The organism is Mesorhizobium sp. WSM4845, from assembly GCF_055811455.1.
Window position 1 is genome coordinate 36,627 of the sequence record NZ_JBVVQA010000028.1, and the last position, 21,078, is coordinate 57,704.

The following is a 21,078-nucleotide window of genomic DNA, read 5'->3' on the forward strand; positions in this document are numbered from 1 at the left end:
GATCATGGTCTAGACGAAGCCAGGCAGTTGCAGATGCCCGGCCGCGAGCAGTTCGGCCATGGTGTTCAGCGCGGTGCGCAGATCGTCGAGCGAGCGCGCGGCGCCGACATTGATGCGCACCCCGTGCTGTACCGGCTCGCGCCCGACCGCGAAGGCATCGCCGGGAAGAACGGCAACGCCACGTTCCAGGCAGGTGCGAGCGAAACCCGCGCCCCGCCACGGCTCCGGCAGGCGCAGCCAGGCATGGGTCGAGGTGGCGTGGCTATGGACATCGTAGCGGCCGAGGATTTCGGTGAGGATGGCCTGGCGCTGGCGAAGCTCCTGCTTCTGGGCTTCGATGATACGCGCCGCCGAGCCCTCTTCTATCAGCCGTGCGCCGATCAGCGCGGTCAGAGGGCTGATGCTCCAGCAGTTTATGCGCAAAGCCCCAGCGACCTGGCCGGCTATGGCGCGTGGCGCGATCACAAAACCGAGGCGCAGTCCCGGGGCAAGGCATTTCGACAAGGCGCCGATGTGAACCGTCAATTCGGGCTCGAGACTGGCAAGCGACGGTGGCGGATTGTCCGCCAGCGGCCGATAGACGTCATCCTCGATGATAAGGACATTATGGCGACGGGCGACAGTCACCAGCTCGTGCCGGCGCTCCTCGCCCAGCGTGATGGTGGTCGGGTTGTGCAGGGTCGGCACCAGGAAGACCGCGCGCGGGCGCAGCTGCACGCAGGCCGCCTCGAACACGTCCGCCCGCATGCCGCCAAGGTCCATGGCGATGCCTCTGAGATCGAGCCCATGCACCCGGCACAGTGCATTGATGCCCTGATAGGTCACTTCGTCGGCGAGCACGACCTCGCCCTGCCTGGTCACCGCGCCAAGCACGCAATCCAGCCCATGCTGGGCGCCCGCCGCCAGCACCACCCGACCGGGATCGCCGGCGCCGGCGACCGGCTGCATCCACTCGGCGATCGCCGCCCTCGCCCACAGCGGCCCCTCGGGCGGGTGATAATCCTGAAGCGTAGCGTAGTGCCGGTCCTTGGCCAGGCGCGGCAGCAGCAGGGCCAGGGCATCGAGATAGGCCGAGGTTGCCGGCCGGTTGACGGAAAGGTCGATGACGCCGCTGTCGTCGCTTGGCGCCGACACGAAACCGGGTCCTTCGCCGCCATTGCGGGCAGCCACCGTGGTGCCGCGTCCGGGCCGCGCTTCGAGCAGGCCGCGCTGCTGCAGCGTCGACAGCGCCCGCGTCACCGTGGTGACGTTGATGCCAAGCGCGCGGGCAATCTCGCGCTGCGGCGGCAGTCGGTCTCCAACCGCAAGCGTGCCGGCGGTAATCCGTTCGGCAATAGCGTCGGCAAGGCGCCGGTAGACTGGGCCTTCCTCCGAGGCGAGTTGCAGGTCCTGAAGCATGCGGATTGGCGGTTTCGATGTGTTGAGGCTCTGGCTACCGGCGCATCTAGCATAAGACAATCCTCCGGACAATAGTGCTTGTCCGGTGCCTGATTCCAAAATCCGGGCTGAAAAATCTCACACAACACCGAAGAATGCCGCTTGACGGGCAAACTTGTCTGCATCTATGGTTCTTTAGCGATCGATTGTGTGAGCATACAAGTTTGGTTTTGCCGCTTTGCGCGGCCAGCGTCAAGCGAGACCGGCACATGGACGGCAAGCACCACCTCGTTTCGACAAGCGGGCATTGCCGGCGCCCAACGGAATTCCGCCCGTGACCGCCGAAGCGACAGGCCTGTCACGCGACAGCGCCGGTCCGGCACCGGAGGTCAACGTCGGCAGCCCCAATGCTGGTGGCCCCAATACCGGTGGCCGGGGATTTGTCGAGTTCGTCGATGTCGAGAAATCCTATGACGGCCGCACGTTCGCGGTGACACGGCTGAACCTCAGCGTGGCGCGCGGCGAGTTCCTCACTCTTCTCGGCCCCTCAGGTTCGGGCAAGACGACGACGCTCAACATGCTTGCCGGCTTCGAACGGCCGACCAACGGCGTCATCACGCTTGAAGGCCGGTCGGTCGACAGGCTGCCGCCCTACGAACGCAACATCGGCATGGTATTCCAGAACTACGCGCTGTTTCCGCACATGAGCGTCGAGGAGAACGTCGCCTTCCCGCTCTCGGTCCGCAAGACCACCAAAGCGGACGTGGCATCCCGCGTCGGCCGCGCGCTCGACATGGTGCGGCTGCGGCAGTTCGGCGACCGGCGGCCGGCACAGCTTTCCGGCGGCCAGCAGCAGCGTGTCGCGCTTGCCCGCGCGCTGGTGTTCGAGCCAAGCCTGGTGCTGATGGACGAGCCGCTCGGCGCGCTCGACAAGAAGCTGCGCGAGCACATGCAGATCGAGATCAAGCAGCTGCACACCATGCTCGGCGTCACCATCGTCTATGTCACGCACGACCAGAGCGAGGCGCTGACCATGTCGGACCGCGTTGCCGTGTTCAACAATGGCGGGATTGTCCAGCTCGGTTTGCCCGACGATCTCTACAACACGCCGGAGAGCTCGTTCGTCGCCAGCTTCATCGGCGAGAACAACACGCTGGAAGGCAAGGTCGAGCGCGTCTCCGGCAAGGAGTGCCGCGTCGCGCTGTACGGCGGCGGTTCGGTCGCCGCGCTGGCCATCGGCGTCGCCGAAGGCGCGGCCTGCCATGTCGCCATCCGCCCGGAACGGTTGAAGCTCGCGCCCGCTTCGAACGGCGCAAATGCGTTAGCCGCCACGGTCGAAGGCCGCATCTATCTCGGGGACCATCAGCGTCTTCTGGCCAGGCTGGAAAGCGGCCAGGTGCTGACCGTCAAGGTCGGCCCCGAAGCGACCATAGGCAACGGGGAGCCGGTCACGGTTTCCTGCGCGCCCACCGACTGCCGTGCCTTTCCGGCCAATGCCGGAACGGGCGGTTCCATCTCGAAAACAGGGGAATAAGAACAATGAAGATCACAAAAGCCCGGCTGTTCGCCTTCGTGGCAGCCACAGCATTCATCACCATGGGAAATGCCGCCTTCGCCGACGAACTTTCGATCATGGCCAGCGGCGGCGCCTGGCAGGATGCCCAGCGCAAGGCATGGTTCGAGCCGTTCAGCAAGGAAACCGGAATCAAGATCGTCGAGCAGGAATATCTTGGCGATCTTGGCAAGGTCAAAGCGATGGTCGATACCGGCAACGTGCCGATCGATCTGGTGACTGTCGAGACGGCGACTGTGCTGCAGGGTTGCGACGCCGGCATTCTCGAGCGGCTCGACTATTCCAGGATCGCCCCCCGTGAAAAGTTCATCGAAGGTTCGGCGCTCGACTGCGGCGTCGGTCTCGACGCCTATGGCGATGTCCTTGCCTATGACCCCAACGTGCTGAAGGAGGCGCCAACCTCGGTCCTCGACATCTTCGACACGACGAAGTTTCCGGGCAAGCGCGCGATGCGCAAGTTTCCGGCACAGAACCTCGAATGGGCACTGATGGCCGACGGGGTCGCGGCGGCCGATGTCTACGAGGTGCTGGCAACCCCCGAAGGCGTCAACCGCGCTTTCAAGAAGCTCGACGCCATCAAGCAGGACATCGTCTGGTGGGATGCCGGCGCACAGCCGCCGCAGCTCCTCGCATCCAAGGAAGTGGTGATGACCACCGCCTGGAACGGCCGTATCCAGAACGCCATCGACAAGGACGGGGCGCCGTTCAAGATCGTCTGGAACAACCAGATCCTCGAATATGACATGATCGCCATTCCGAAGGGCGCCAAGAACCCGGATCTGGCCTACAAATACCTTGCCTATATCAGCCAGCCGGAAATCAACGCCAAGCTCGCCAGCTACATCACCTACGGGCCGGTGCGCATCGATGCGGCCTCCTTCGTCGCGCCGGACGCCCTGCCGAAATTGCCGAACGCACCCGACCACATGAGCGCTTACCTGGTCGCCGATACCGAATTCTGGGGCGACTATGGCGAGGATCTGGTCAAACGCTTCAACGCCTGGCTCGCGCAGTAGAGAAAATGTCGGCGCTCGAGCCCACGAAACTGGACCGGCCGCGGGCAAGCCGCGACTGGTCGGCCGCCGATTCCGGCGCAGCAAAGTCGGTTGCGGCAGCACTTCGCCGCGCCGATCTCGGCGATCGCCTGCGATCGCTGACGTTGGCAGCACCTTTGCTCGTGCTGCTGGCTCTGAGCTTCGGCATCCCGATCGTCCTGTTGCTGTCGCGCGCCGTCTATGATCCGACGATTGCCAACGCACTGCCGCAGACCAGCCAGGCATTGCGCGGCTGGAACGGCACCGGACTGCCCGACGATGCTGCGTTCCTGGCCCTTGCCGCCGATCTCCGCAGCAATCAGGCCAAGGGCACCGCCTACGAACTCGCCAAGAGCCTCAACGCCCGCCTGCCCGGCGCGCGCAGCCAGGTGCTCAAGACGGTGCGTCAACTGGATTCTGCCGACCGGCCGCCGCTGGAGTTGATGAAAGCGGTGCCGTTCTGGTTGGCGCCGGGCACATGGCCGGTCATCGAGAGCGGCACCCATAGCGTGACGTCATTCTATCTGCTGAGCGCGCTTGACCTGCGCTGGAATGCCGATGGCGGCATCGAAAGAGTACCACCCGAACAGGCGATCTTCGTGCAGGTGTTCATGCGCACATTTTTGGTCGCCGCAGCCGTGACGCTGGCCACGCTGGTCCTGGGCTTTCCCCTCGCCTATCTCATCGCCTCCGTGCCCAAGGGCCTCGCCGCAATCCTCATCGTTGCGGTGCTGCTGCCGTTCTGGACGTCGATCCTGGTGCGAACCGCGGCCTGGACGGTGCTCCTGCAGAAATTCGGCCTGGTCAACGACCTGCTGCTGTGGCTCGGTCTCGCCGACGACCGGCTCGATTTGATGTACAGCCGCATCGGCCTGATCATCGCCATGACCCACATCCAGCTGCCGTTCACCCTGCTGCCGATCTACAGCGTCATGCGCACCATCCAGCCCTCGCAGATGAAGGCTGCCTATTCGCTCGGCGCAAAACCGTTCACCGCGTTTCGCCGCGTCTACCTTCCACAGGTCTTTCCGGGCGTCATGGCCGGTTGCCTGCTCACCTTCATCCTTTGCCTCGGCTATTACATCACGCCGGCGCTGATCGGCGGCGCCAGCGACCAGCTGATCAGCAATTTCATCGCCAGCTATGTCAATGTCGAACTGAATTGGGAGATGGCGGCGGCGCTCAGCTTCATCCTGCTCGTCTTCACCCTGGCGCTGTTCGGCATCTTCGCCCGCATCCTCGGCCTCGACCGCCTCAAGCTGGTGTAGCCATGCTGCTGTCTCCCTATCCAACGACTGGCGAAAGAATCCGCATCGCGCTGCTCTGGCTATGGTGCGGCATGGTGATCCTGTTCCTCCTCGTGCCGATCCTCATTCCCGTTCCCTTGTCGTTCAACAGCGGCGCCTTTTTCATCTTTCCGCTGGAGGGAATTTCGACGCGCTGGTACGAGGTCGTGCTCGGAACCCAGCGCTGGCAGGCAGCCATCGGCAACAGCCTGATCGTTGCCTTCGGGACGACGCTGATCGCAACGATATTAGGCACATTGACGGCGATCGCACTTTCCGACGAAAAATTTCCCGGCCGCCGCATCGTCATGCCGCTGCTGTTGTCGCCGTTGATCGTGCCGGTGGTGATCACCGCCGTCGGCTCGTATCTGTTCTATGCGCGCGTTGGCCTCGCCAGCACCTATGCCGGGATAATCCTGGCGCATACCGCGCTCGCCAGTCCGTTCGTCGTCGTCACGGTGGGGGCGAGCCTCTCCGGCTTCGACCGCAATCTGATGCGCGCCGCCGCCATCTCCGGAGCAAGGCCCATTACGTCGTTCTTCAGGGTGATGCTGCCGCTGATCCTGCCCGGCGTGCTGTCAGGGGCGGCCTTTGCGTTCGTCACCTCGTTCGACGAGGTAGTCGTGGTGCAGTTCCTGGCCAGCGCCAATCAGCGCACCATGCCGCTCGAGATGTTCATCGGCCTGCGCGAGAAGCTGAGCCCGGCAATCACCGCCGCCGCGACGCTGATGATGGCACTGTCGATCATCCTGCTCATCGTCGCCAATGTTCTGGCCCGCCGTGGCAAGCAGCGACCGCGCATCGACTAGCTAGGAATGTCGTGCGGCGGTCGGCCAAAGCCTCCATAGGCTGCCCGCGTCAGGCCGCTTTACGGTGCGATTTCCATGTCTCGTGGTACTTGCCCCACGCCGACATGGCCGTCACCGCATCGTTCAGGCTAAAGCCGAGCGGCGTGATCGAGTATTCCACGCGGGGCGGCACTACGTCATAGGCGCGCCGGCTGATCAGCCCGTCGGCTTCCATCTGCCGCAATTGTTGCGTGAGCACTTTTTTCGCTGACGCCAGGCAGCGAGCGGCGCAGTTTGGCAAAGCGGTAAGGCCGCAGGTGCAGTTCCCATAGCAGCGAGGTTTTCCACTTTCCGCCGATGGCCTGCAGCGCGGCAGCAAAACCGCAGCTGTCTGGTTCCTTGCGCCTCATTTGGCAGCTCCTGTCATGATGGCGATAGCTCTCAAGGTGCGTACTTCTCAGAGAACGAACGGAAGTTCTGAGTACTCGCGCCCTATCTCAGAAATGTAGAGGGCCAGGGCGGCGGTCGAAATATCGCTGAGGGAATGTCGCCGCTCAAGATCTTCGAGTATATGGCGCACGGCAACCGACGGTATCCTCCGACCTGCCAGTTATCCGTGAAGTTTTGAGGGATAGTGTTAACAGCGTTCTGGTGTCCCCAGACAACCGGTCGGACTGGGTCAAAGCCCTTCAGCGCCTGCACGAAAACAAGGTGTTTCGGGATCAGATTGGGCTGCAGGCGGAGACGGACTTTCTGGCCAAGCATAGCCGCATCGCACGCGCAACCAACATATTAAAGGAAATCGAAAAGCAGATGCCGTCGAGCGGAAGCTTATAGGGCTGCACAGTTTGTCTTGTTTGGCGGCCGTTAATCCAAGTGTCGGGCATCGCGCCTGCAGACAATGTCGTCTGCTACGCCATCAAGTCCATTGCGGCAGCGAGATTTCGAACGAGGTTGCCGAGGTCGCAATGTCGTCTTTTCGATAAAGGATCTCGTGGACGGAGTGGACCGACACGCCTTTCGTGCGAGCGACTATGGTTAAAGATCAACGTCAGCCAATTGATGCACTCGGGCAGCGGCGAACCCTACCGGATCGCGATCTGCGGCGGCGAGTCGACGGAACCGTGGCCGGAACCGACGGCTCCGGTCGAGGCCGGCCTGCGCGAGAAGGCGATCGACTTGGTCGGGCGGAGCTACGAGGAAGCAGGGCTGAGGCCGCAGCCGGACCTCGAAGTCGACATCACTCCGGCCGCAGGACTGGGACCTTTCGGACCTGACGATCTCGGATCCCGATCCGGATGGCGGAACGCAATGCCCAACCTGCTTGTTGCACTTGACCTGACTTCCGGAGGGGCTTACGCCATGGCGAGGGCGAGCAACGCCTAAACGCGACCAGAGTGGACCGTAAACCGTCTTCACCGCGAGGAGTCCCGTCATGGCTAGAGAACGGTCTCTGAGAAGATCGACATCGGTGTTGACTAGGGCTCGGCGGCTCGGACGAAATATCCTGCGCTGGCTGGAGGGAGACAGCCGATCCCAACAGCTCAAAGACGAAGTTCTGTTTTGGAGACACTGGTTCTCCACTCAGGGATCATTCTGGCCAGAGGACTACAAGGAACGTCTTGACCCCAATTTACCAATTCAGGATCACGTTGGGCGATATGTCGACAGGTTGACGTCCAACCCAGTTCACATACTCGATGTGGGGGCTGGCCCGTTGACGAAGCTCGGCAAAGTGCATGCTTCGAAAGAGATCAGGATTACTGCAACTGACCTTCTGGCATCAGAATATGATCAAGTTCTGAGAGATTTTGGCATTCAACCTATTGTTCGAACAGTCTTTGGTGACGCCGAAAACCTTACCACCCAATTTGGCGATTACAGTTTCGACATTGTTCATGGACAGAATTGTATAGACCACACCGCTAGTCCACTCAAGGCAATACAACAAATGCTCTCGGTCACAAAACATGATGGTTTCGTCGTGCTTTATCATGCTGAAAACGAAGGTAAGACGGAATCGTACAAGCAGCTGCACAAGTGGGACTTCACATGTGAGAAAGGACACTTCGTTATCAGAGGGCCTGGGCCGGGTGGGGGTTCGGTGGATGCCAATAACGCGCTGGCCGCGGTAGGTTCTGTTGAATGTAGCTTGGACGACAGCGCGGTGCTTGTTGCAATCCGAAAGCATCCGCAAAGACGTCAGTGATATCTGGCCAACCTGCTCGCAGGCGGCCTCCTATTCGGGGGGGATGGGTTCAGATAGCCGTCACCTGAGGTATCGCGGGTAACACTTCGGTTCCGCTTCGCTCCACCTCCAATCCTTGGCACCCACTGCACGCCTAGTTGAGAAGACCACATCAACTTGCTATAATGCTTAGCCTGCTTTTCCTGGACTGCCAACGGCATACTACCCCGCATCCGATATTGGACCTCTCCATGATTGAGGCACTTCGGAAATGTCGAGCATAACGCCACTTGCCAAACAGGAACGGAAGTACTTGGTGGAATCGCATCGTCCCCTGGTCTCGATCATAACCCCGTTTCTAAACGCAGGTTCCTTCTTACAGGAGGCAGTCGAGAGCGTGTTGGATCAAACTTACACAAATTGGGAGTTAGCGCTTATTGACGACGGTTCTACAGATGAGAGCACAGACGTCGCCAAACGTTACGCGGAGCAGTCGCCGGGTAAAATTCGATACTTAGAGCATTTCGGGCATCGAAATCTGGGGGCGAGTTCATCGCGCAATCTAGGGCGCGAACATTCGTCAGGCGAGTACATTGCATACTTGGATGCCGATGACGTTTGGCTTCCAGATCGACTGGAGCAACAATTATCAATTTTTGAAATGATAGCAGAAGCCGGTATGGTGGTTGGGTCGACGGTATATTGGCATCGGTGGACGGGTCGCGCTGAAGACAAAGACAAAGATGAGTTTGTGCTCGTCGGTGCACCTCAGAACAGCTTGGCGCGGCCTCCTGCTCTGCTCTCAGCGTTGTACCCTTTGGGCGAAGGCGCGTCGCCGTCGATGAATTCTGTGCTGGTGAGATCGGATGTTGTCGACCGAATTGGGGGTTGGAACGATGAATTCAAACGGGTATTCACAGACCAAGTGTTCCTGGCGAAGGTATACACCTCGACGCCTGTTTACGTTTCCAGCGCCTGTTGCGACTATTACCGACAGAGGTCTACGTCGAGCAGCCAAATCGTACACCAAGAAGGTGAGTTTCATAAGTACCGGCACCAGTTTCTCGTTTGGTTGGAAGGTCATATGATATCTGTTGGGATGGAGCAATCAAACGAGTGGAGAAAACTTCAGCGCGCACTCTGGCGGTATCGGCACCCAGTAATGAGTCGAGTCGCGAGAAGGTTGGCCCGCGCGTACAGTAGTCTGACGAGCTCGAGCGCGCCGTGAATACGAGGTGCGTCTAGAGATAGAGAGGAAGCTTACCGTGGGCGAGCGGGATCCACTCGTTAGTATTGTAATCACATGCTTCAACCACGGCACCTTTTTGCAAGATGCCTTTCACAGTGCTCGATGGCAAACCTATCGAAATGTCGAGATCCTGGTGGTTGACGATGGGTCGACTGACAACTCGCTTGAGGTAGCGAACAAGTTAGAACATGCCATTGTTCTTCACCAGAGGAACGCCGGATTGCCGTCAGCGCGCAACGCCGGGTTGCTTAAGTCGACTGGTGCCTACGTGACGTTTTTAGACGCCGATGATATTCTGTTGCCCAATGCAGTCGAGCTGGGCGTGGCGGCACTCATCACGCGGGCTGGATACGCGTTTGTATGTGGCGGGCACCGTGGGGTGTCGCTGGATAGAGTTGCTCTGTGGGAACGGTCGCCCGCATACGAAGGCGATCCTTATAAAGCATTTCTTAGGGGCAATTTCATCGCGATGCACGGTACAGTACTCTACGATCGCTCTATCCTGGTTCGGGAGGGGGGTTTTGATCCGGGATTGGAAGCCTGCGAAGATTATGACGTTTACCTGCGCCTTGCTCGAAAGTACCCGATCGAAGTGTACAGCGAAATAGTTGCCGAGTACCGCCAGCACGACTATAACATGTCACGTAATTACCAAAAGATGCTGCGGAGCGCATTGTTGGTTTTAAGGCGCCAAAAGATGCACACCGGCAGCGACCGATCCTATAAAGCAGCTTATAGAGACGGCATAGGCTTTTGGAAAAGATTGTACGGTAGGCAAATGATCAAGGCAGCCGTGCGGGATCTAAACAGAAGCGGGAAATTCAGGAGCGCAATTCTGACCCTTGCGTGGGCTGGCCAGCACGCGCCAGCTGCTTACATCGATCTGATAGCATCATCACTAGGTTATCCCCGGGGACCCCATCGACGTGCTGAGCAGGTGGCGTCAGGTGCCGCGCCTCTCGCAGGCGACTGATTTGCTAGGTCGGAGCTTCTAAACCAATACCAGGGCAGGGAAGCCAGTGAATTGTAGTGTGGTTTTGGATTTGAATTTCCTGAACGCTGATGTCACGAAGATGGCAGCAAATACACCACTAGATTCAGGTGCGGTTGATCCATGGCCAATCTGAGTGATGAATCCGCTACGCTAGTCTCCGTGGTGATACCGGTCCATAATGGCTGTGGGTTCGTAGAAAACGCTGTTCGATGCGCAGCGGAGCAGACATGGCCCTCAATTGAGATCATCGTGGTTGATGATGGGTCGACGGACGCCACCGCCAGTGTCGTGCGTGAGTGTGCTGCTCGCGACAAGCGAGTGCGATTGATACATCAGGCGAATGGAGGCGTCGCTGTCGCCCGGAACGCGGGGATCGCGTCTGCGCAAGGCGATTACGTTGCTTTCCTCGACGCGGATGACCTCTGGCACCGTGAAAAGATTTCTAAGCAGATGGAGGTCATGCAGCGCGGGGGCGCCGACACTGGTATAGTCTACTGCAGGTACCGAGAGGTCGATTCCGATGGAGCGATTATAAAAAGCCCACACTTCCCACCCTATGAGGGGTACGTTTACCCATTGCTCGTTTTGTTCAATTTCATGGGCGGGGGCAGCGCGGTATTGGTAAGGCGGAAATGCCTGCTGGAGATAGGAGGATTTGATCCCAGTCTTCGGGCCAGGGGAGCACAAGGGGCAGAGGACACAAGGGCGTTTCTCGCCATCTCGGAACGATATACGGTACGAATAGCCGATTTCTATCTCATGGGGTACCGCCTCTCGGATGGCAGTATGTCTAGCAATATCTTCAAAATGTTTAAATCGCGGCAGATTGTCCTGCGCGAAGTACGCAATCGGCACCCCGAACTCCCGGCCTTTCTCTTCCGCTGGGCGGCGGGCGAGAACGCTAGCTGGCTAGCGGAGCGGTCGCTGCGTGAAGGGAAGTTTCGTCAAGGCCTGGCGCTTCTAGCGAGAACGATATTGATCGATCCTCAATCCGCATTAAATTTGAGAATAGCGCGATCGTTGACGCGAGGGATCTCGCGCCGACTGAAAGATTGGTTCGGCTGGACGTCTTCAGATCACCCCGTCAAAAGCAAGAGACAGCATATCCGCCATTTTCATGAAATATCGCCGGAGGAGGGATTGCAGACTGAACCGCGTATTCCGGATAGGCACGACCGACGCCGGGCGGTAGCCGCACGATTGGCCGTTGCTGGCGTGGTACCGACATCGTGAACCGCGCCTACGCATATTTCCTAAGATCCTTTCTGAGACCACACTTGTGGGCATTTCCAACACTGGTCATGCTCGGCGTAGCTTCTGCTGCAGTTGAGGGCATCGGGGTTGCGATACTCGTTCCCCTTATATCCTACCTGTTTCGATCGCCCGATGTGGCTGTAGTATTCCCTTTACTTGGTCGCGCAACAGATATCTGGCCGGCAGCTAATCAGACAACCGTTTTGCTATCATTGCTATTTGGTGTATTGTTCCTGTTCGCAAGCAAAGCTGCTATTCAATACTTATATTCTTTTGTTGCGCTAATTATCAGCAAAAAGATTGTTTTAGACCTGCGTGCGTCACTATTTGACAGTTTGCTTCGTGCCGATTTTCAGTTTGTCAGCAGTAGCAGTTCTGGCCGAATGTTCAACATCGTCCAGGGAGAGACGTGGCTCGCAGGTGAGTTCGTGGTTGCAGTAGCGAAAGGATTAGTTAGCCTGTTCTCCATTACTGCATTTTGCGTAATTTTATTTCTTCTGTCTCCGCGACTGACTGTAGTCTCCCTAGCCGGTTTAACGCTCATTGGTATTGTTACTATCATTCTTACTAGGAGAGTGAGGCGTCGAGCCGCTGTCGCAAAAGAAACCAGCGCAGAGCTCTCATCGAGGCTCATCGAATCGTTGGAGGCTCTAAAGGTAATTAAACTATTTTCTCGAGAGAAGCGGGAGTTTAGAAGATTCGCTAATATAGCAGCGCGTGATCGTGCAGCGTCAGTTGACGTGGAAAAAGCTGCCGCGATAATAGGCCCGATTACGGAAGTTCTTTTTGCGCCGCTTCTTTTGGTTATCGTAGCTTATTCCTGGAGCATGGGTATCCCCGCGGGTACGCTAGTCGCCTTTCTCGTCCTTCTGTACCGACTGCAGCCTCACGTTCGAATGCTGAATCATGTGCGAGTCGAATTGTCCCGAGCTTTGCCGACGCTGGATCATATCAGGGACGTGCTTCAAAAGCCGGAGGAATCAAGCGGGTCACGGGCATTCAGTGGGCTGGCCAGGAGCATTCGATTTGAGAACGTGAGCTTCACCTACGTGGGTAGCGACACGGCAGCTATTTGTGACGCAAGTTTTGAAATAGTGAAGAACCGTCTGACTGCATTCGTCGGCTCTTCTGGATCTGGAAAAAGTACTGTGGCAGCTCTGTTGTGCCGTTTTTTTGACCCCACCCGGGGTACGATGTCGGTCGATGAGGTAGATGTTCGTTCCATTAGGTTAACAGACTGGAGAGAGCGGATCGCATTTGCCGGGCAGGACGCTGAACTTCTTGGGGACACTATTTTAGATGTGATAAGCTATGGAGCAGAAGATTGGGATCGCGACAGCGTGCAAGATGCCGCGCGGGCAGCGCAGGTTCACGAGTTTGTTGCCCTCCTTCCGGATGGGCTTGATACTCCAGTCCGTAGGCGAGGTCACCGTTTTTCAGTAGGTCAGCGACAGAGAATCGCTATTGCCCGAGCATTGAGAAAAAAATCAGAAATCTTGATCCTGGATGAGGCGACAAGCGCCTTAGACGCTGCTTTGCAAACAGCAATAGAGACTAGCATAAACGAGCTAAGGGGCAAAAGGACGATCGTTATCATCGCACACCGCCTCAGCACGATACAGTCTGCCGATCACGTTATTGTTCTGCATCAGGGCCGAGTTATTGAACAGGGGTCTCCTAGAGAATTGCTCAGCGACAAAGACAGCTCGTTCTACCACATGTGGAAGTTGGAGCATGCCGGCGCTTCGCGCTAACAGGTATTGGAGTTCTTCAACGCAGCAAGAATTTATATCTTACGATCGAGCGCGCCAAACATAAAACGGACCCTCGTCGAAAGGGTCATCAGCCTATCGGAGAAGTAATTATGACATCGAATGTCTGCGTGCTCGGCGCGGGCCGAATGGGCTCGTCCATTGCTCGAACGCTGCTCGACCGCGGCTACCCAACGTGGGTCTGGAATCGAACCGTGGCAAAGTGCGAGCCATTGGCGGCCCTTGGCGCGACGGTCGCCCCGTCAGTGGAGGATTGAATCCGAGCGGCCGACGTCGTGATCATCAATGTTCTCGACTATGCCGCCAGCGACGCTTTGCTGAAGCGGGTTGGCATCGCTTCGGCATTGGCCGGCAAAGCCGTCGTGCAACTCACCTCCGGATCGCCGCGTCTGGCGCGAGAAGAAGCGCGCTGGGTGGAGGGGCATGGTGCCGGCTATCTGGACGGGGCGATCATGGCCACTCCGGATTTTATCGGCCAACCCGAAACCGCACTGCTTTATTCGGGTCCGCGCGACGTCTATGAGAAGCACAAGCCGCTGCTGTTCGCGCTCGGCGGCGCCACGAGCTATGTCGGGGAGCTGCCGGGCCAAGCCTCTGCGCTTGATACTGCTCTGCTCACGCAGATGTGGGGCGGGCTCTTCGGAGCACTCCAGGGCATGGCCGTCGCCGAGGCCGAAGGTCTCGACCTGGCGACGTTCAGGAGCCATCTTTCCGGATTCAAGCCTGTTGTCGATGCCGCTCTGTTCGACCTGGTGGATAGAACGAATGCACGCCGTTTTGCCGGCGACGACGCGACCCTGGCGTCATTGGGCGCCCACTACAGCGCCTTCCAGCATCTGCTTGAGGCATGCGAGGAGCGAGGGCTCGACGCGGCTATGCCGCGCGCCATGGATATGATCTTTCGACCGGCACTTTCGCTGGGGCGCATGGAAGATGATTTTGCATCTCTGGCACCCCTGTTTCGAAATGGTTCGCCGCGCCAGAGCGGGGAGCCATCGAATGCATAGCAGCAACACGAAACGAACCGCGACCTGCTCATGCCGGAGCGTGGAACTTGTCCCCGCCGGCGAGCCGCGACGCGTCTATGCGTGCAGTTGCATGGAGTGCCAGCGCTGCACCGGAACGGCGTTCTCATACCGGGCCATCTACCCCGGTTCCGCCCTCGTCGGCCAGAAAGGCGAGACCAGATCCTGGCGCAGAACCGGCTCGTCGGGACAATGGCTGAAGCAGACATTCTGCACCACATGCGGCTCGGTCGTCTTGATGCGGGCAGAAGGGCTGAAGGATGCGCTATCGGTATCGGTCGGCTGCCTGGAGGACCCGGAATTCCCACCCCCGATAATGCTCCATTGGCCTCACAGAAAGCATAGATGGCTTTGCTTGGAGGGCGTGCCCGAAGCCGCCGCCGCTTGAGCAGCGGATCACCAAGCGCGATTCTTTGGGTTGCAACAGGCTCGGCATCATACGCTTTCCCTCGCAGCCCTCCTTTGCAACACTTTGGGCTCCTCGACGTTCTCCCAAGGTACGCTTCGAAGCCGCGGCGGTTCGGCGACCTGCATCGATGTGACGCTGGAGGACACGCCATGGACATGGGCAACAGGAAGACGCAGTTCAATATCTGGTACTGGATCGTCGCCTTCGTCGGGCTGATGATCTTCCAATACGTCTACACCGCCACCCAGCATGTCGCGCAGATTCCCTACAGCCAGTTTGAAACCCTGCTGCGCGACGGCAAGATCGCCGACGTGCAGGTTTCCGATCGCTTCATCCAGGGCCGCTTCAAGCAGCCGCAGGACGGCAAGCCGCTGTTCATTACCACGCGCGTCGAGCCTAACCTCGCGCGGCAGCTGCAGGAACACGGCGTCACCGTCACTGGCCAGATCGAAAGCACCTTCCTGAGCGACCTGCTCTCCTGGGTCGTCCCGATCCTCGTCTTCTTTGGCTTGTGGATGCTGCTGATGAGACGAATGGCGGGTGGCATGGGCGGTTTGATGCAAATCGGCAGGAGCAAGGCCAGGGTCTATGTCGAGGCCAATACCGGTGTCAGCTTCGACGACGTGGCGGGCGTCGATGAGGCCAAGGCCGAGTTGCAGGAAATCGTGGATTTCCTGAAAAGCCCGCAGGAATACGGCCGTCTTGGAGGGCGCATGCCCAAGGGCGTGCTGCTGGTCGGACCGCCCGGCACCGGCAAGACACTGCTGGCGAAAGCCGTTGCCGGCGAGGCAAAAGTTCCGTTCTTCTCGATCTCGGGCTCGGAATTCGTCGAGATGTTCGTCGGCGTCGGCGCCGCCCGGGTGCGCGACCTGTTCGAGCAGGCACGCGCCAAGGCCCCGGCGATCATCTTCATCGACGAACTCGACGCGCTGGGCCGCGCCCGCGGTGCGGGCCCGACGATGGGCGGCCACGACGAGAAGGAGCAGACGCTCAATCAACTCCTGGTCGAGCTCGACGGTTTCGATCCGAAAATCGGCGTCGTGCTGCTCGCCGCGACGAACCGCCCGGAAATCCTTGACCCGGCACTTCTTCGCGCCGGCCGTTTCGATCGGCAGGTGCTGGTCGATCGCCCGGACAAGCAAGGTCGCGTCCAGATCCTTAAAGTCCACATGAAGAAGGCCAAGCTGGCGGCGGATGTCGATGCCGAAAAAGTCGCCGCGCTGACGCCGGGTTTTACCGGCGCCGATCTCGCCAACCTGGTCAATGAGGCAACCCTGCTCGCCACGCGCCGGAGGGCGGATGTCGTCACGATGGACGATTTCAACAATGCGGTCGAGCGCATCGTGGCCGGGCTCGAGAAGCGCAACCGGCTGTTGAACCCGAGGGAACGCGAGGTCGTCGCCTATCACGAAATGGGCCATGCGTTGGTAGCCATGGCGCTGCCCGGCGTCGACCCCGTGCACAAGGTATCGATCATCCCGCGCGGCGTCGGCGCGTTGGGCTACACGATCCAGCGGCCGACCGAGGACCGCTTCCTCATGACCCGCGAGGAACTGGAGAACAAGATGGCGGTGCTGCTCGGCGGCAGGGCGGCCGAGTGGATCGTGTTCGGGCATCTGTCGACGGGGGCCGCCGACGACCTGGCCAAAGTGACCGATATCGCCCGCGCCATGGTGACGCGTTACGGCATGTCGGAAAAGCTCGGCCATGTGGCGCTGGAAAAGGACCAGCGCTCCTTCCTGAGCCCCAACCCACTTGCCGGCGGTCCGCGCGAGCACGATTACGGCGAGGCCACCGCCGAGGCTATCGACGAGGAGGTTCGCGGCATCGTCGACACAGCTTTTTCGCGAACCGTCGGGCTCCTCACCGAGCGACGGGATCTGCTGGAAAAGACGGCGCGCAGGCTGCTCGAGATCGAGACGCTCAGCGAGGCTGAGCTCGCATCGCTCGTCGGAAACGCCGCGGCGCCGGATCGCGCGGAGGCACCCGAACCGCAATCGGGAAAGCGACCGATCCGACGAGGCAAGGCTGCGGCGACAAATTTTTCGCGCCGGGCCGAGTGACGGCCTTCCTGTCCCGACGTCGTCCGGGGTCGACTGCCGAAAGCCGCAGCCCCACATGAGAGGTACTGCCTGCGGCGGGAAGGTGGCCGCGGCAAGCAGAATCGCAATCCCTCATCAATCCATTGAGTCATGCTGGTAAAGCTCATCCATGCTGAGCGTCGCCAGAGCGGCGAAAGGCGCCTGCTTTTTCACGCGACCGCCGCTGAGGATCACCACGTCGTCGCAGAATGAGATGGTGCTGTGATGATGACTGATCACTATGGTCGTGCGGCGGCCTGCCCTCGACTTCAAGGTCTCGACGATTGCCGCTTCCGACAGTCCGTCCACCGCATTGGTGGCTTCGTCCAGGATGAGGATATCGGGATCGCGCACCAATGCTCTCGCCAGTGCGATCCGCTGCCGCTGTCCCGCTGAAAGATTGACGCCCCTGTAGCCGACGACCGTCTGGTAGCCTTGCGGCAGATGTTCAATGAATTCATGCGCTTCGGCCAGCTTTGCAGCACGCTGGGCGTCGCCGGCCGAGGCTGCGTCCTGCCCGTAGATTATGTTCTCAAAAATGGTGCCATCCACCAGTTCCAAATCCTGGCTGGCAAGTGCGATATGCCTTCGCCAGTGGCTGGGATCGATCTGGTCGAGGGGTGATCCATCGACGAGAATTCTACCGGCATCAGGCTCGACGAAGCGGCACAGGAGATTGACGATCGTCGTCTTGCCTGCGCCTGAGCGGCCGATGAGCGCCGTCGAGCGGCCGCTGCGGATCTCGAATGCCGCCGAATGCAGCACCACGGCACGCTGGTCCTTGCCGGAATAGGTAAAGGTCACGTCATCGAACTTGACCCCTTGCGCCAAGCCCTGGAACGGTCGGTGCCCTCGCGGAGGTTCGGGCTTGTCGGTCGGGTCCAGCATCCAGACCACCTCTTCAAGCGATCCGCTCAAGCCTTGCAGCTGGCTCCAGGCCATTTGCAAGGCCCGCATATACGGCTGCAGCCTGTAGAGCAGGATGACGAACGCGACGATCAGCGGGAAACTCACGCCCACGAACCAGGCGCCGATCACCACCGCCAGAAACAGCATCGCGTGGAGAACCTCGGTCAGCGGCGGCAATGCGCCCTGACGGGTAAGCAGGACGAAAGCTGCCCGGCGAACCGCGTCCGACGCCTGATCGAATGTCGCCTTCTCGCGGCTCTCCTGTCCGAAAATGCGGATCAGACGCCCGGCATGCACGAGGTGGAGCATCTGCGATGCAAGATCGCTGTTGCGCGAGGCGACGCTGCGGCTGGGCGCCTTCAAATTGGCTGACAGCATGGCGTGCGCGATCTGAACGACGACCAACCCCAGCGTGACCAACAGTGTCATCTGCCATGAAAGCAGGAGCAGAAAAGCCAGCAGAATGATAGCGGCCGATGCGCTGACGATGGCCGTCAGCATGATCTGGATCGCATCCGATGCCCGCCAGGATTCGTTGGAGATGATGTTGAGCAGCCGTCCGGGACTTTGCTGCAGGAAGAATGGATAACCGACCCGCAGCAACTGCTCCGACAGTGCGCTGCGGATCGAATGGCTGGCCTTGCCATAGATGAAGGTCGTCAGCAGCGTGTTTGCGAAGGCGAAGACGTTCTTCAGGACGATCGAGGCGAGAATAGCGGCCGAGATGACGATCAGCCGGTCGCGCTCGCTCAGGTCGGATCCGAAATGCTGGAACACGGCAGAAAAGCCGGCCATTCCGGTTTGATCCCCCTGCCCCATGATGATGCCCAGCAAGGGGATGATCAGGCCTATGCCGAAGCCTTCAAGGGCCGCGCCGGCAAGACCCAGCATCACCACGGCAGGAAGCAGCCGCAGTTGCTTACTTCCAAGCGCGCGGCGCAGCATCGGCAGGCTCGGCGGTACCAGTCGCATTACGGCGTATTCACCCTCGCCTCGGCATTTGCCCGCTGATCCTGTGCTTGTTGATCCTGCCGCACTTGCGGCGCCTGAGGCCGTCTCGCCAACGAAAGAACCGCGAACTTGGCCGCGCCGAGCAGATTCATGACGACGATCGGCCAGTGCGACAGCTTGAGTTCGCAATCGAACCGAGGCCCGTTCACCAATTCCCGGAAAGCCGATCGGACGGCCCAGTAGAAATGGCGAAGCAGCCAAGGCGCATGGCGAACATGTTTCAGGCACAGCCCCCCATTGCCCAGGCAGTAGTCGCGGTGGAGCTTTTCGATGGCCTTGCGATCTCGCCGGCCGTGATGGTGGAAAATCGTCATGTCGGGCACATATTCGACTGGGATTCCGAGCAGCACCGCTCGCACAAGATAGTCCGTATCTTCCGCGGAGCGCAGCGGGCCGCCTGCGCCGAACCGCTCGTCGAAAAGGCCGATACGGGCAGCAGCATCGCGGTGCATCGTCATATTGCAGCCGAGCACAAAACCGCCGGGATGAACATCCGATGTAAGCCGCTCGCGGACCAGCGATCGCTTGATCGTGAACGGCAGATCCCTGGCATCGCCGATCTCGACGCGGCCTCCCCGGACGACCCGTTCCCCGGTCCCATAATGTCGCTGCAAATCACTGAGGTAGTCGCCATGGACCTGGCAATCATCATCGACGAAGACCAGCACACGGCCCCGTGCACGCGCCAGACCGGCGTTGCGGGCCGCCGCCAATCCGCGTCGTGGCTCGCAAACAGCCGTCAATGGGATGTCCGACAGTTCGGCGATGCTGGCCAGGCGTTCTGCCGTGCGGTCGGTCGAGCCGTTGTCGACAACCACGAGTTCGGCCGCGAAGGCAGGATGGGCGCGGCACGCGGCCTGGATCGACTTGATGCAAGGCTCGAGCACCGCAACGCGGTTGCGCGTGCAGACGATGAAGCTGACCTCCGGTGCGGGGCCGTGCTGCGGCCGGGGATCGGCCGAAATGGGCGCAAGCATACTCGAGCGACTGTGCTGCAGAGGCTGGTGGGATTTGACTGTCATTCTAGCTCAACCCAAGGGAAGGCAGAACCGCCGCGGCCGGCACGGATTGCAAGTACCGCGACAAGGCGTCTACCTGCCTGGTCGCCGACATCGAGACGAGACTGAACCGCGGCGCGTAGGCGCCGGCACGCAATGCGTACCGCTCGCGACGCCGAATGCGGTCCCATTTGGCAGTCCGCGTCAGGAACTCATGCGTCAACAGCGGTTGCATCTCATCGCCTACGAGTTGGTAGAGGAAATAAAACAGGTTCAGCGTGCCGGCCTCATAGCTCGGCCTCGTTTCCGCCGGCAGTCCGGAAATCCTCTCCTGCAGCGCAAGCATCCAATCGGCGGCACGGCGGACCGTGTCCATTGAGGCAGTATCACCGATGTCGCGGAGGTCCCGCGCGTTTGGCGCGAGGCCTTCCCGCTCAAGGGTTTCGGCCACGATCTTCAAATGCGTCCTTCGCAGCTCCCGCTTGTGCCGGTTCGTCACGCTGTCGCCATGGATACGATAGGCGATCAGGTTTTCGGGGATCATAGCCGCCGGGTAACGGTCGGTGAGCCGTCTGAAGAGATCGAAATCTTCTGCATGGGTATAGCTCTCATTGTAATATAGATCGCCGTCCTTTATGGCGTTCCTATTAAAAACTACCGTAGGATGCATGAATATCGTGAAGAACATTGATAATATGCCCAAGACATTTTCCTGAAGAACTGGATCAGGCAGGCCTTTGACGATGCGTTTGCCAAGCAGGAAATCGACACCTGCGCCGCACAGGGCGAGGTCGGGCCGCTGGTTGAAGAGTGCGACCTGACGCGATAGGCGCCAGGGATAGGCGATATCGTCGGCGTCCATCCTGGCGACCAGATCACCCCGAGCCACCGCCAGCCCTTCATTCAGGGTTGCGATGAGGCCCCGGTTTTCGCGTGAGACGATGGAGATGCGGTTGTCAGATCTGCGGAAATTCTGCAGGATCTGCAGGGAATTATCCGTCGATCCGTCATCGGTCGCGATGATCTCCAGGCGATCGTAATCCTGCCGCAGGATGCTGGCGAGCGCGGCAGCCAGATAAGGTCCGGCATTATAGATCGGCAGCAGAACGGACACCAAGGGAGCAGCCATG

18 protein-coding genes and 1 pseudogene are annotated in these 21,078 nt (G+C 59.8%); 13 read left to right on the forward strand and 6 right to left on the reverse strand.

Annotated features, from left to right (window positions below; translation table 11 throughout):
• Positions 1 to 9 precede the first annotated feature (9 nt).
• The gene (locus AC0L2C_RS26050) at positions 10 to 1,398 is read right to left on the reverse strand and encodes an aminotransferase-like domain-containing protein (RefSeq protein WP_473524761.1); all 1,389 of its coding nucleotides are present in this window, start codon (positions 1,396 to 1,398) and stop codon (positions 10 to 12) included.
• A 313-nt stretch (positions 1,399 to 1,711) separates the two neighbouring features.
• Between AC0L2C_RS26050 and AC0L2C_RS26055 the strand changes: the two genes are divergently transcribed.
• From AC0L2C_RS26055 to AC0L2C_RS26070, 4 genes are read left to right on the forward strand one after another with little or no spacing between them, the layout of a single operon-like run.
• On the forward strand, positions 1,712 to 2,911 hold the full coding sequence (locus tag AC0L2C_RS26055) for an ABC transporter ATP-binding protein (RefSeq protein ID WP_473524762.1): 1,200 nt from the start codon (positions 1,712 to 1,714) through the stop codon (positions 2,909 to 2,911).
• A 5-nt stretch (positions 2,912 to 2,916) separates the two neighbouring features.
• Positions 2,917 to 3,966, forward strand: a complete 1,050-nt coding sequence (locus AC0L2C_RS26060) for an ABC transporter substrate-binding protein (protein ID WP_473524763.1) — start codon at positions 2,917 to 2,919, stop codon at positions 3,964 to 3,966.
• Between the two features lie 5 nt (positions 3,967 to 3,971).
• Complete coding sequence (locus AC0L2C_RS26065; RefSeq protein WP_473524764.1) at positions 3,972 to 5,252, forward strand: ABC transporter permease; 1,281 nt, start codon at positions 3,972 to 3,974, stop codon at positions 5,250 to 5,252.
• Positions 5,253 to 5,254: 2 nt separating this feature from the next.
• On the forward strand, positions 5,255 to 6,079 hold the full coding sequence (locus tag AC0L2C_RS26070; protein ID WP_473524765.1) for an ABC transporter permease: 825 nt from the start codon (positions 5,255 to 5,257) through the stop codon (positions 6,077 to 6,079).
• 49 nt (positions 6,080 to 6,128) lie between these two features.
• Here AC0L2C_RS26070 and AC0L2C_RS26075 read toward each other — a convergent pair whose 3' ends face one another.
• Together AC0L2C_RS26075 and AC0L2C_RS26080 are read right to left on the reverse strand one after the other, a co-directional pair.
• The gene (locus tag AC0L2C_RS26075) at positions 6,129 to 6,317 is read right to left on the reverse strand and encodes a winged helix-turn-helix transcriptional regulator (protein ID WP_473524766.1); all 189 of its coding nucleotides are present in this window, start codon (positions 6,315 to 6,317) and stop codon (positions 6,129 to 6,131) included.
• Positions 6,256 to 6,468, reverse strand: coding sequence for a winged helix-turn-helix transcriptional regulator (locus AC0L2C_RS26080; RefSeq protein ID WP_473524767.1), 213 nt, complete (start codon positions 6,466 to 6,468; stop codon positions 6,256 to 6,258). The genes AC0L2C_RS26075 and AC0L2C_RS26080 overlap by 62 nt, the downstream gene beginning before the upstream one ends.
• A 652-nt stretch (positions 6,469 to 7,120) precedes the next feature.
• Between AC0L2C_RS26080 and AC0L2C_RS26085 the strand changes: the two genes are divergently transcribed.
• The 9 genes and pseudogenes from AC0L2C_RS26085 to ftsH all read left to right on the forward strand — a co-directional run bounded on the left by AC0L2C_RS26085 (position 7,121) and on the right by ftsH (position 17,012).
• Positions 7,121 to 7,444: a hypothetical protein gene (locus tag AC0L2C_RS26085; protein WP_473524768.1), complete on the forward strand. Its 324-nt coding sequence runs from the start codon at positions 7,121 to 7,123 to the stop codon at positions 7,442 to 7,444.
• A 49-nt stretch (positions 7,445 to 7,493) separates the two neighbouring features.
• Positions 7,494 to 8,267 carry a class I SAM-dependent methyltransferase gene (locus AC0L2C_RS26090; protein WP_473524769.1) on the forward strand — a complete coding sequence of 258 codons (774 nt, stop codon included), beginning with the start codon at positions 7,494 to 7,496 and terminating at the stop codon, positions 8,265 to 8,267.
• Between the two features lie 250 nt (positions 8,268 to 8,517).
• Positions 8,518 to 9,474, forward strand: coding sequence for a glycosyltransferase family A protein (locus AC0L2C_RS26095; RefSeq protein WP_353682544.1), 957 nt, complete (start codon positions 8,518 to 8,520; stop codon positions 9,472 to 9,474).
• 37 nt (positions 9,475 to 9,511) lie between these two features.
• Positions 9,512 to 10,468, forward strand: coding sequence for a glycosyltransferase family 2 protein (locus AC0L2C_RS26100; RefSeq protein ID WP_473524770.1), 957 nt, complete (start codon positions 9,512 to 9,514; stop codon positions 10,466 to 10,468).
• 141 nt (positions 10,469 to 10,609) lie between these two features.
• Positions 10,610 to 11,722: a glycosyltransferase family 2 protein gene (locus AC0L2C_RS26105; protein WP_473524771.1), complete on the forward strand. Its 1,113-nt coding sequence runs from the start codon at positions 10,610 to 10,612 to the stop codon at positions 11,720 to 11,722.
• A gap of 44 nt (positions 11,723 to 11,766) precedes the next feature.
• Positions 11,767 to 13,497 carry an ABC transporter ATP-binding protein gene (locus AC0L2C_RS26110; RefSeq protein ID WP_473524772.1) on the forward strand — a complete coding sequence of 577 codons (1,731 nt, stop codon included), beginning with the start codon at positions 11,767 to 11,769 and terminating at the stop codon, positions 13,495 to 13,497.
• Between the two features lie 110 nt (positions 13,498 to 13,607).
• Positions 13,608 to 14,522, forward strand: a pseudogene (locus tag AC0L2C_RS26115) (NAD(P)-dependent oxidoreductase).
• Complete coding sequence (locus AC0L2C_RS26120; protein WP_473524773.1) at positions 14,515 to 14,928, forward strand: GFA family protein; 414 nt, start codon at positions 14,515 to 14,517, stop codon at positions 14,926 to 14,928. The pseudogene AC0L2C_RS26115 and the gene AC0L2C_RS26120 overlap by 8 nt, the downstream one beginning before the upstream one ends.
• Before the next feature lie 170 nt (positions 14,929 to 15,098).
• Complete coding sequence (gene ftsH, locus AC0L2C_RS26125; protein WP_473524774.1) at positions 15,099 to 17,012, forward strand: ATP-dependent zinc metalloprotease FtsH; 1,914 nt, start codon at positions 15,099 to 15,101, stop codon at positions 17,010 to 17,012.
• A gap of 114 nt (positions 17,013 to 17,126) precedes the next feature.
• Here the strand turns inward: ftsH and AC0L2C_RS26130 are convergent, their stop codons facing one another.
• Genes AC0L2C_RS26130 through AC0L2C_RS26140 form a run of 3 tightly spaced genes read right to left on the reverse strand, consistent with a single transcriptional unit; the run spans position 17,127 to position 21,077 of the window.
• Positions 17,127 to 18,911, reverse strand: coding sequence for an ABC transporter ATP-binding protein (locus tag AC0L2C_RS26130; RefSeq protein ID WP_473524775.1), 1,785 nt, complete (start codon positions 18,909 to 18,911; stop codon positions 17,127 to 17,129).
• Entirely contained in the window at positions 18,911 to 19,927 is a 1,017-nt protein-coding gene (locus AC0L2C_RS26135) for a glycosyltransferase family 2 protein (RefSeq protein WP_473524776.1), read from the reverse strand. The genes AC0L2C_RS26130 and AC0L2C_RS26135 overlap by 1 nt, the downstream gene beginning before the upstream one ends.
• A gap of 46 nt (positions 19,928 to 19,973) precedes the next feature.
• Positions 19,974 to 21,077, reverse strand: coding sequence for a glycosyltransferase family 2 protein (locus AC0L2C_RS26140; RefSeq protein ID WP_473524777.1), 1,104 nt, complete (start codon positions 21,075 to 21,077; stop codon positions 19,974 to 19,976).
• Position 21,078 lies beyond the last annotated feature (1 nt).

Excerpts from the sequence above, each read along its gene's own strand:
- AC0L2C_RS26080 (WP_473524767.1), bottom strand. The coding sequence starts at position 6,468 with ATGAGGCGCAAGGAACCAGACAGCTGCGGTTTTGCTGCCGCGCTGCAG.
- AC0L2C_RS26070 (WP_473524765.1), top strand. The coding sequence starts at position 5,255 with ATGCTGCTGTCTCCCTATCCAACGACTGGCGAAAGAATCCGCATCGCG.
- ftsH (WP_473524774.1), top strand. The coding sequence starts at position 15,099 with ATGGACATGGGCAACAGGAAGACGCAGTTCAATATCTGGTACTGGATC.
- AC0L2C_RS26085 (WP_473524768.1), top strand. The coding sequence starts at position 7,121 with ATGCACTCGGGCAGCGGCGAACCCTACCGGATCGCGATCTGCGGCGGC.
- AC0L2C_RS26095 (WP_353682544.1), top strand. The coding sequence starts at position 8,518 with ATGTCGAGCATAACGCCACTTGCCAAACAGGAACGGAAGTACTTGGTG.
- AC0L2C_RS26090 (WP_473524769.1), top strand. The coding sequence starts at position 7,494 with ATGGCTAGAGAACGGTCTCTGAGAAGATCGACATCGGTGTTGACTAGG.
- AC0L2C_RS26105 (WP_473524771.1), top strand. The coding sequence starts at position 10,610 with ATGGCCAATCTGAGTGATGAATCCGCTACGCTAGTCTCCGTGGTGATA.
- AC0L2C_RS26065 (WP_473524764.1), top strand. The coding sequence starts at position 3,972 with ATGTCGGCGCTCGAGCCCACGAAACTGGACCGGCCGCGGGCAAGCCGC.
- AC0L2C_RS26060 (WP_473524763.1), top strand. The coding sequence starts at position 2,917 with ATGAAGATCACAAAAGCCCGGCTGTTCGCCTTCGTGGCAGCCACAGCA.
- AC0L2C_RS26130 (WP_473524775.1), bottom strand. The coding sequence starts at position 18,911 with ATGCGACTGGTACCGCCGAGCCTGCCGATGCTGCGCCGCGCGCTTGGA.
- AC0L2C_RS26135 (WP_473524776.1), bottom strand. The coding sequence starts at position 19,927 with ATGCTTGCGCCCATTTCGGCCGATCCCCGGCCGCAGCACGGCCCCGCA.
- AC0L2C_RS26050 (WP_473524761.1), bottom strand. The coding sequence starts at position 1,398 with ATGCTTCAGGACCTGCAACTCGCCTCGGAGGAAGGCCCAGTCTACCGG.
- AC0L2C_RS26140 (WP_473524777.1), bottom strand. The coding sequence starts at position 21,077 with ATGGCTGCTCCCTTGGTGTCCGTTCTGCTGCCGATCTATAATGCCGGA.
- AC0L2C_RS26120 (WP_473524773.1), top strand. The coding sequence starts at position 14,515 with ATGCATAGCAGCAACACGAAACGAACCGCGACCTGCTCATGCCGGAGC.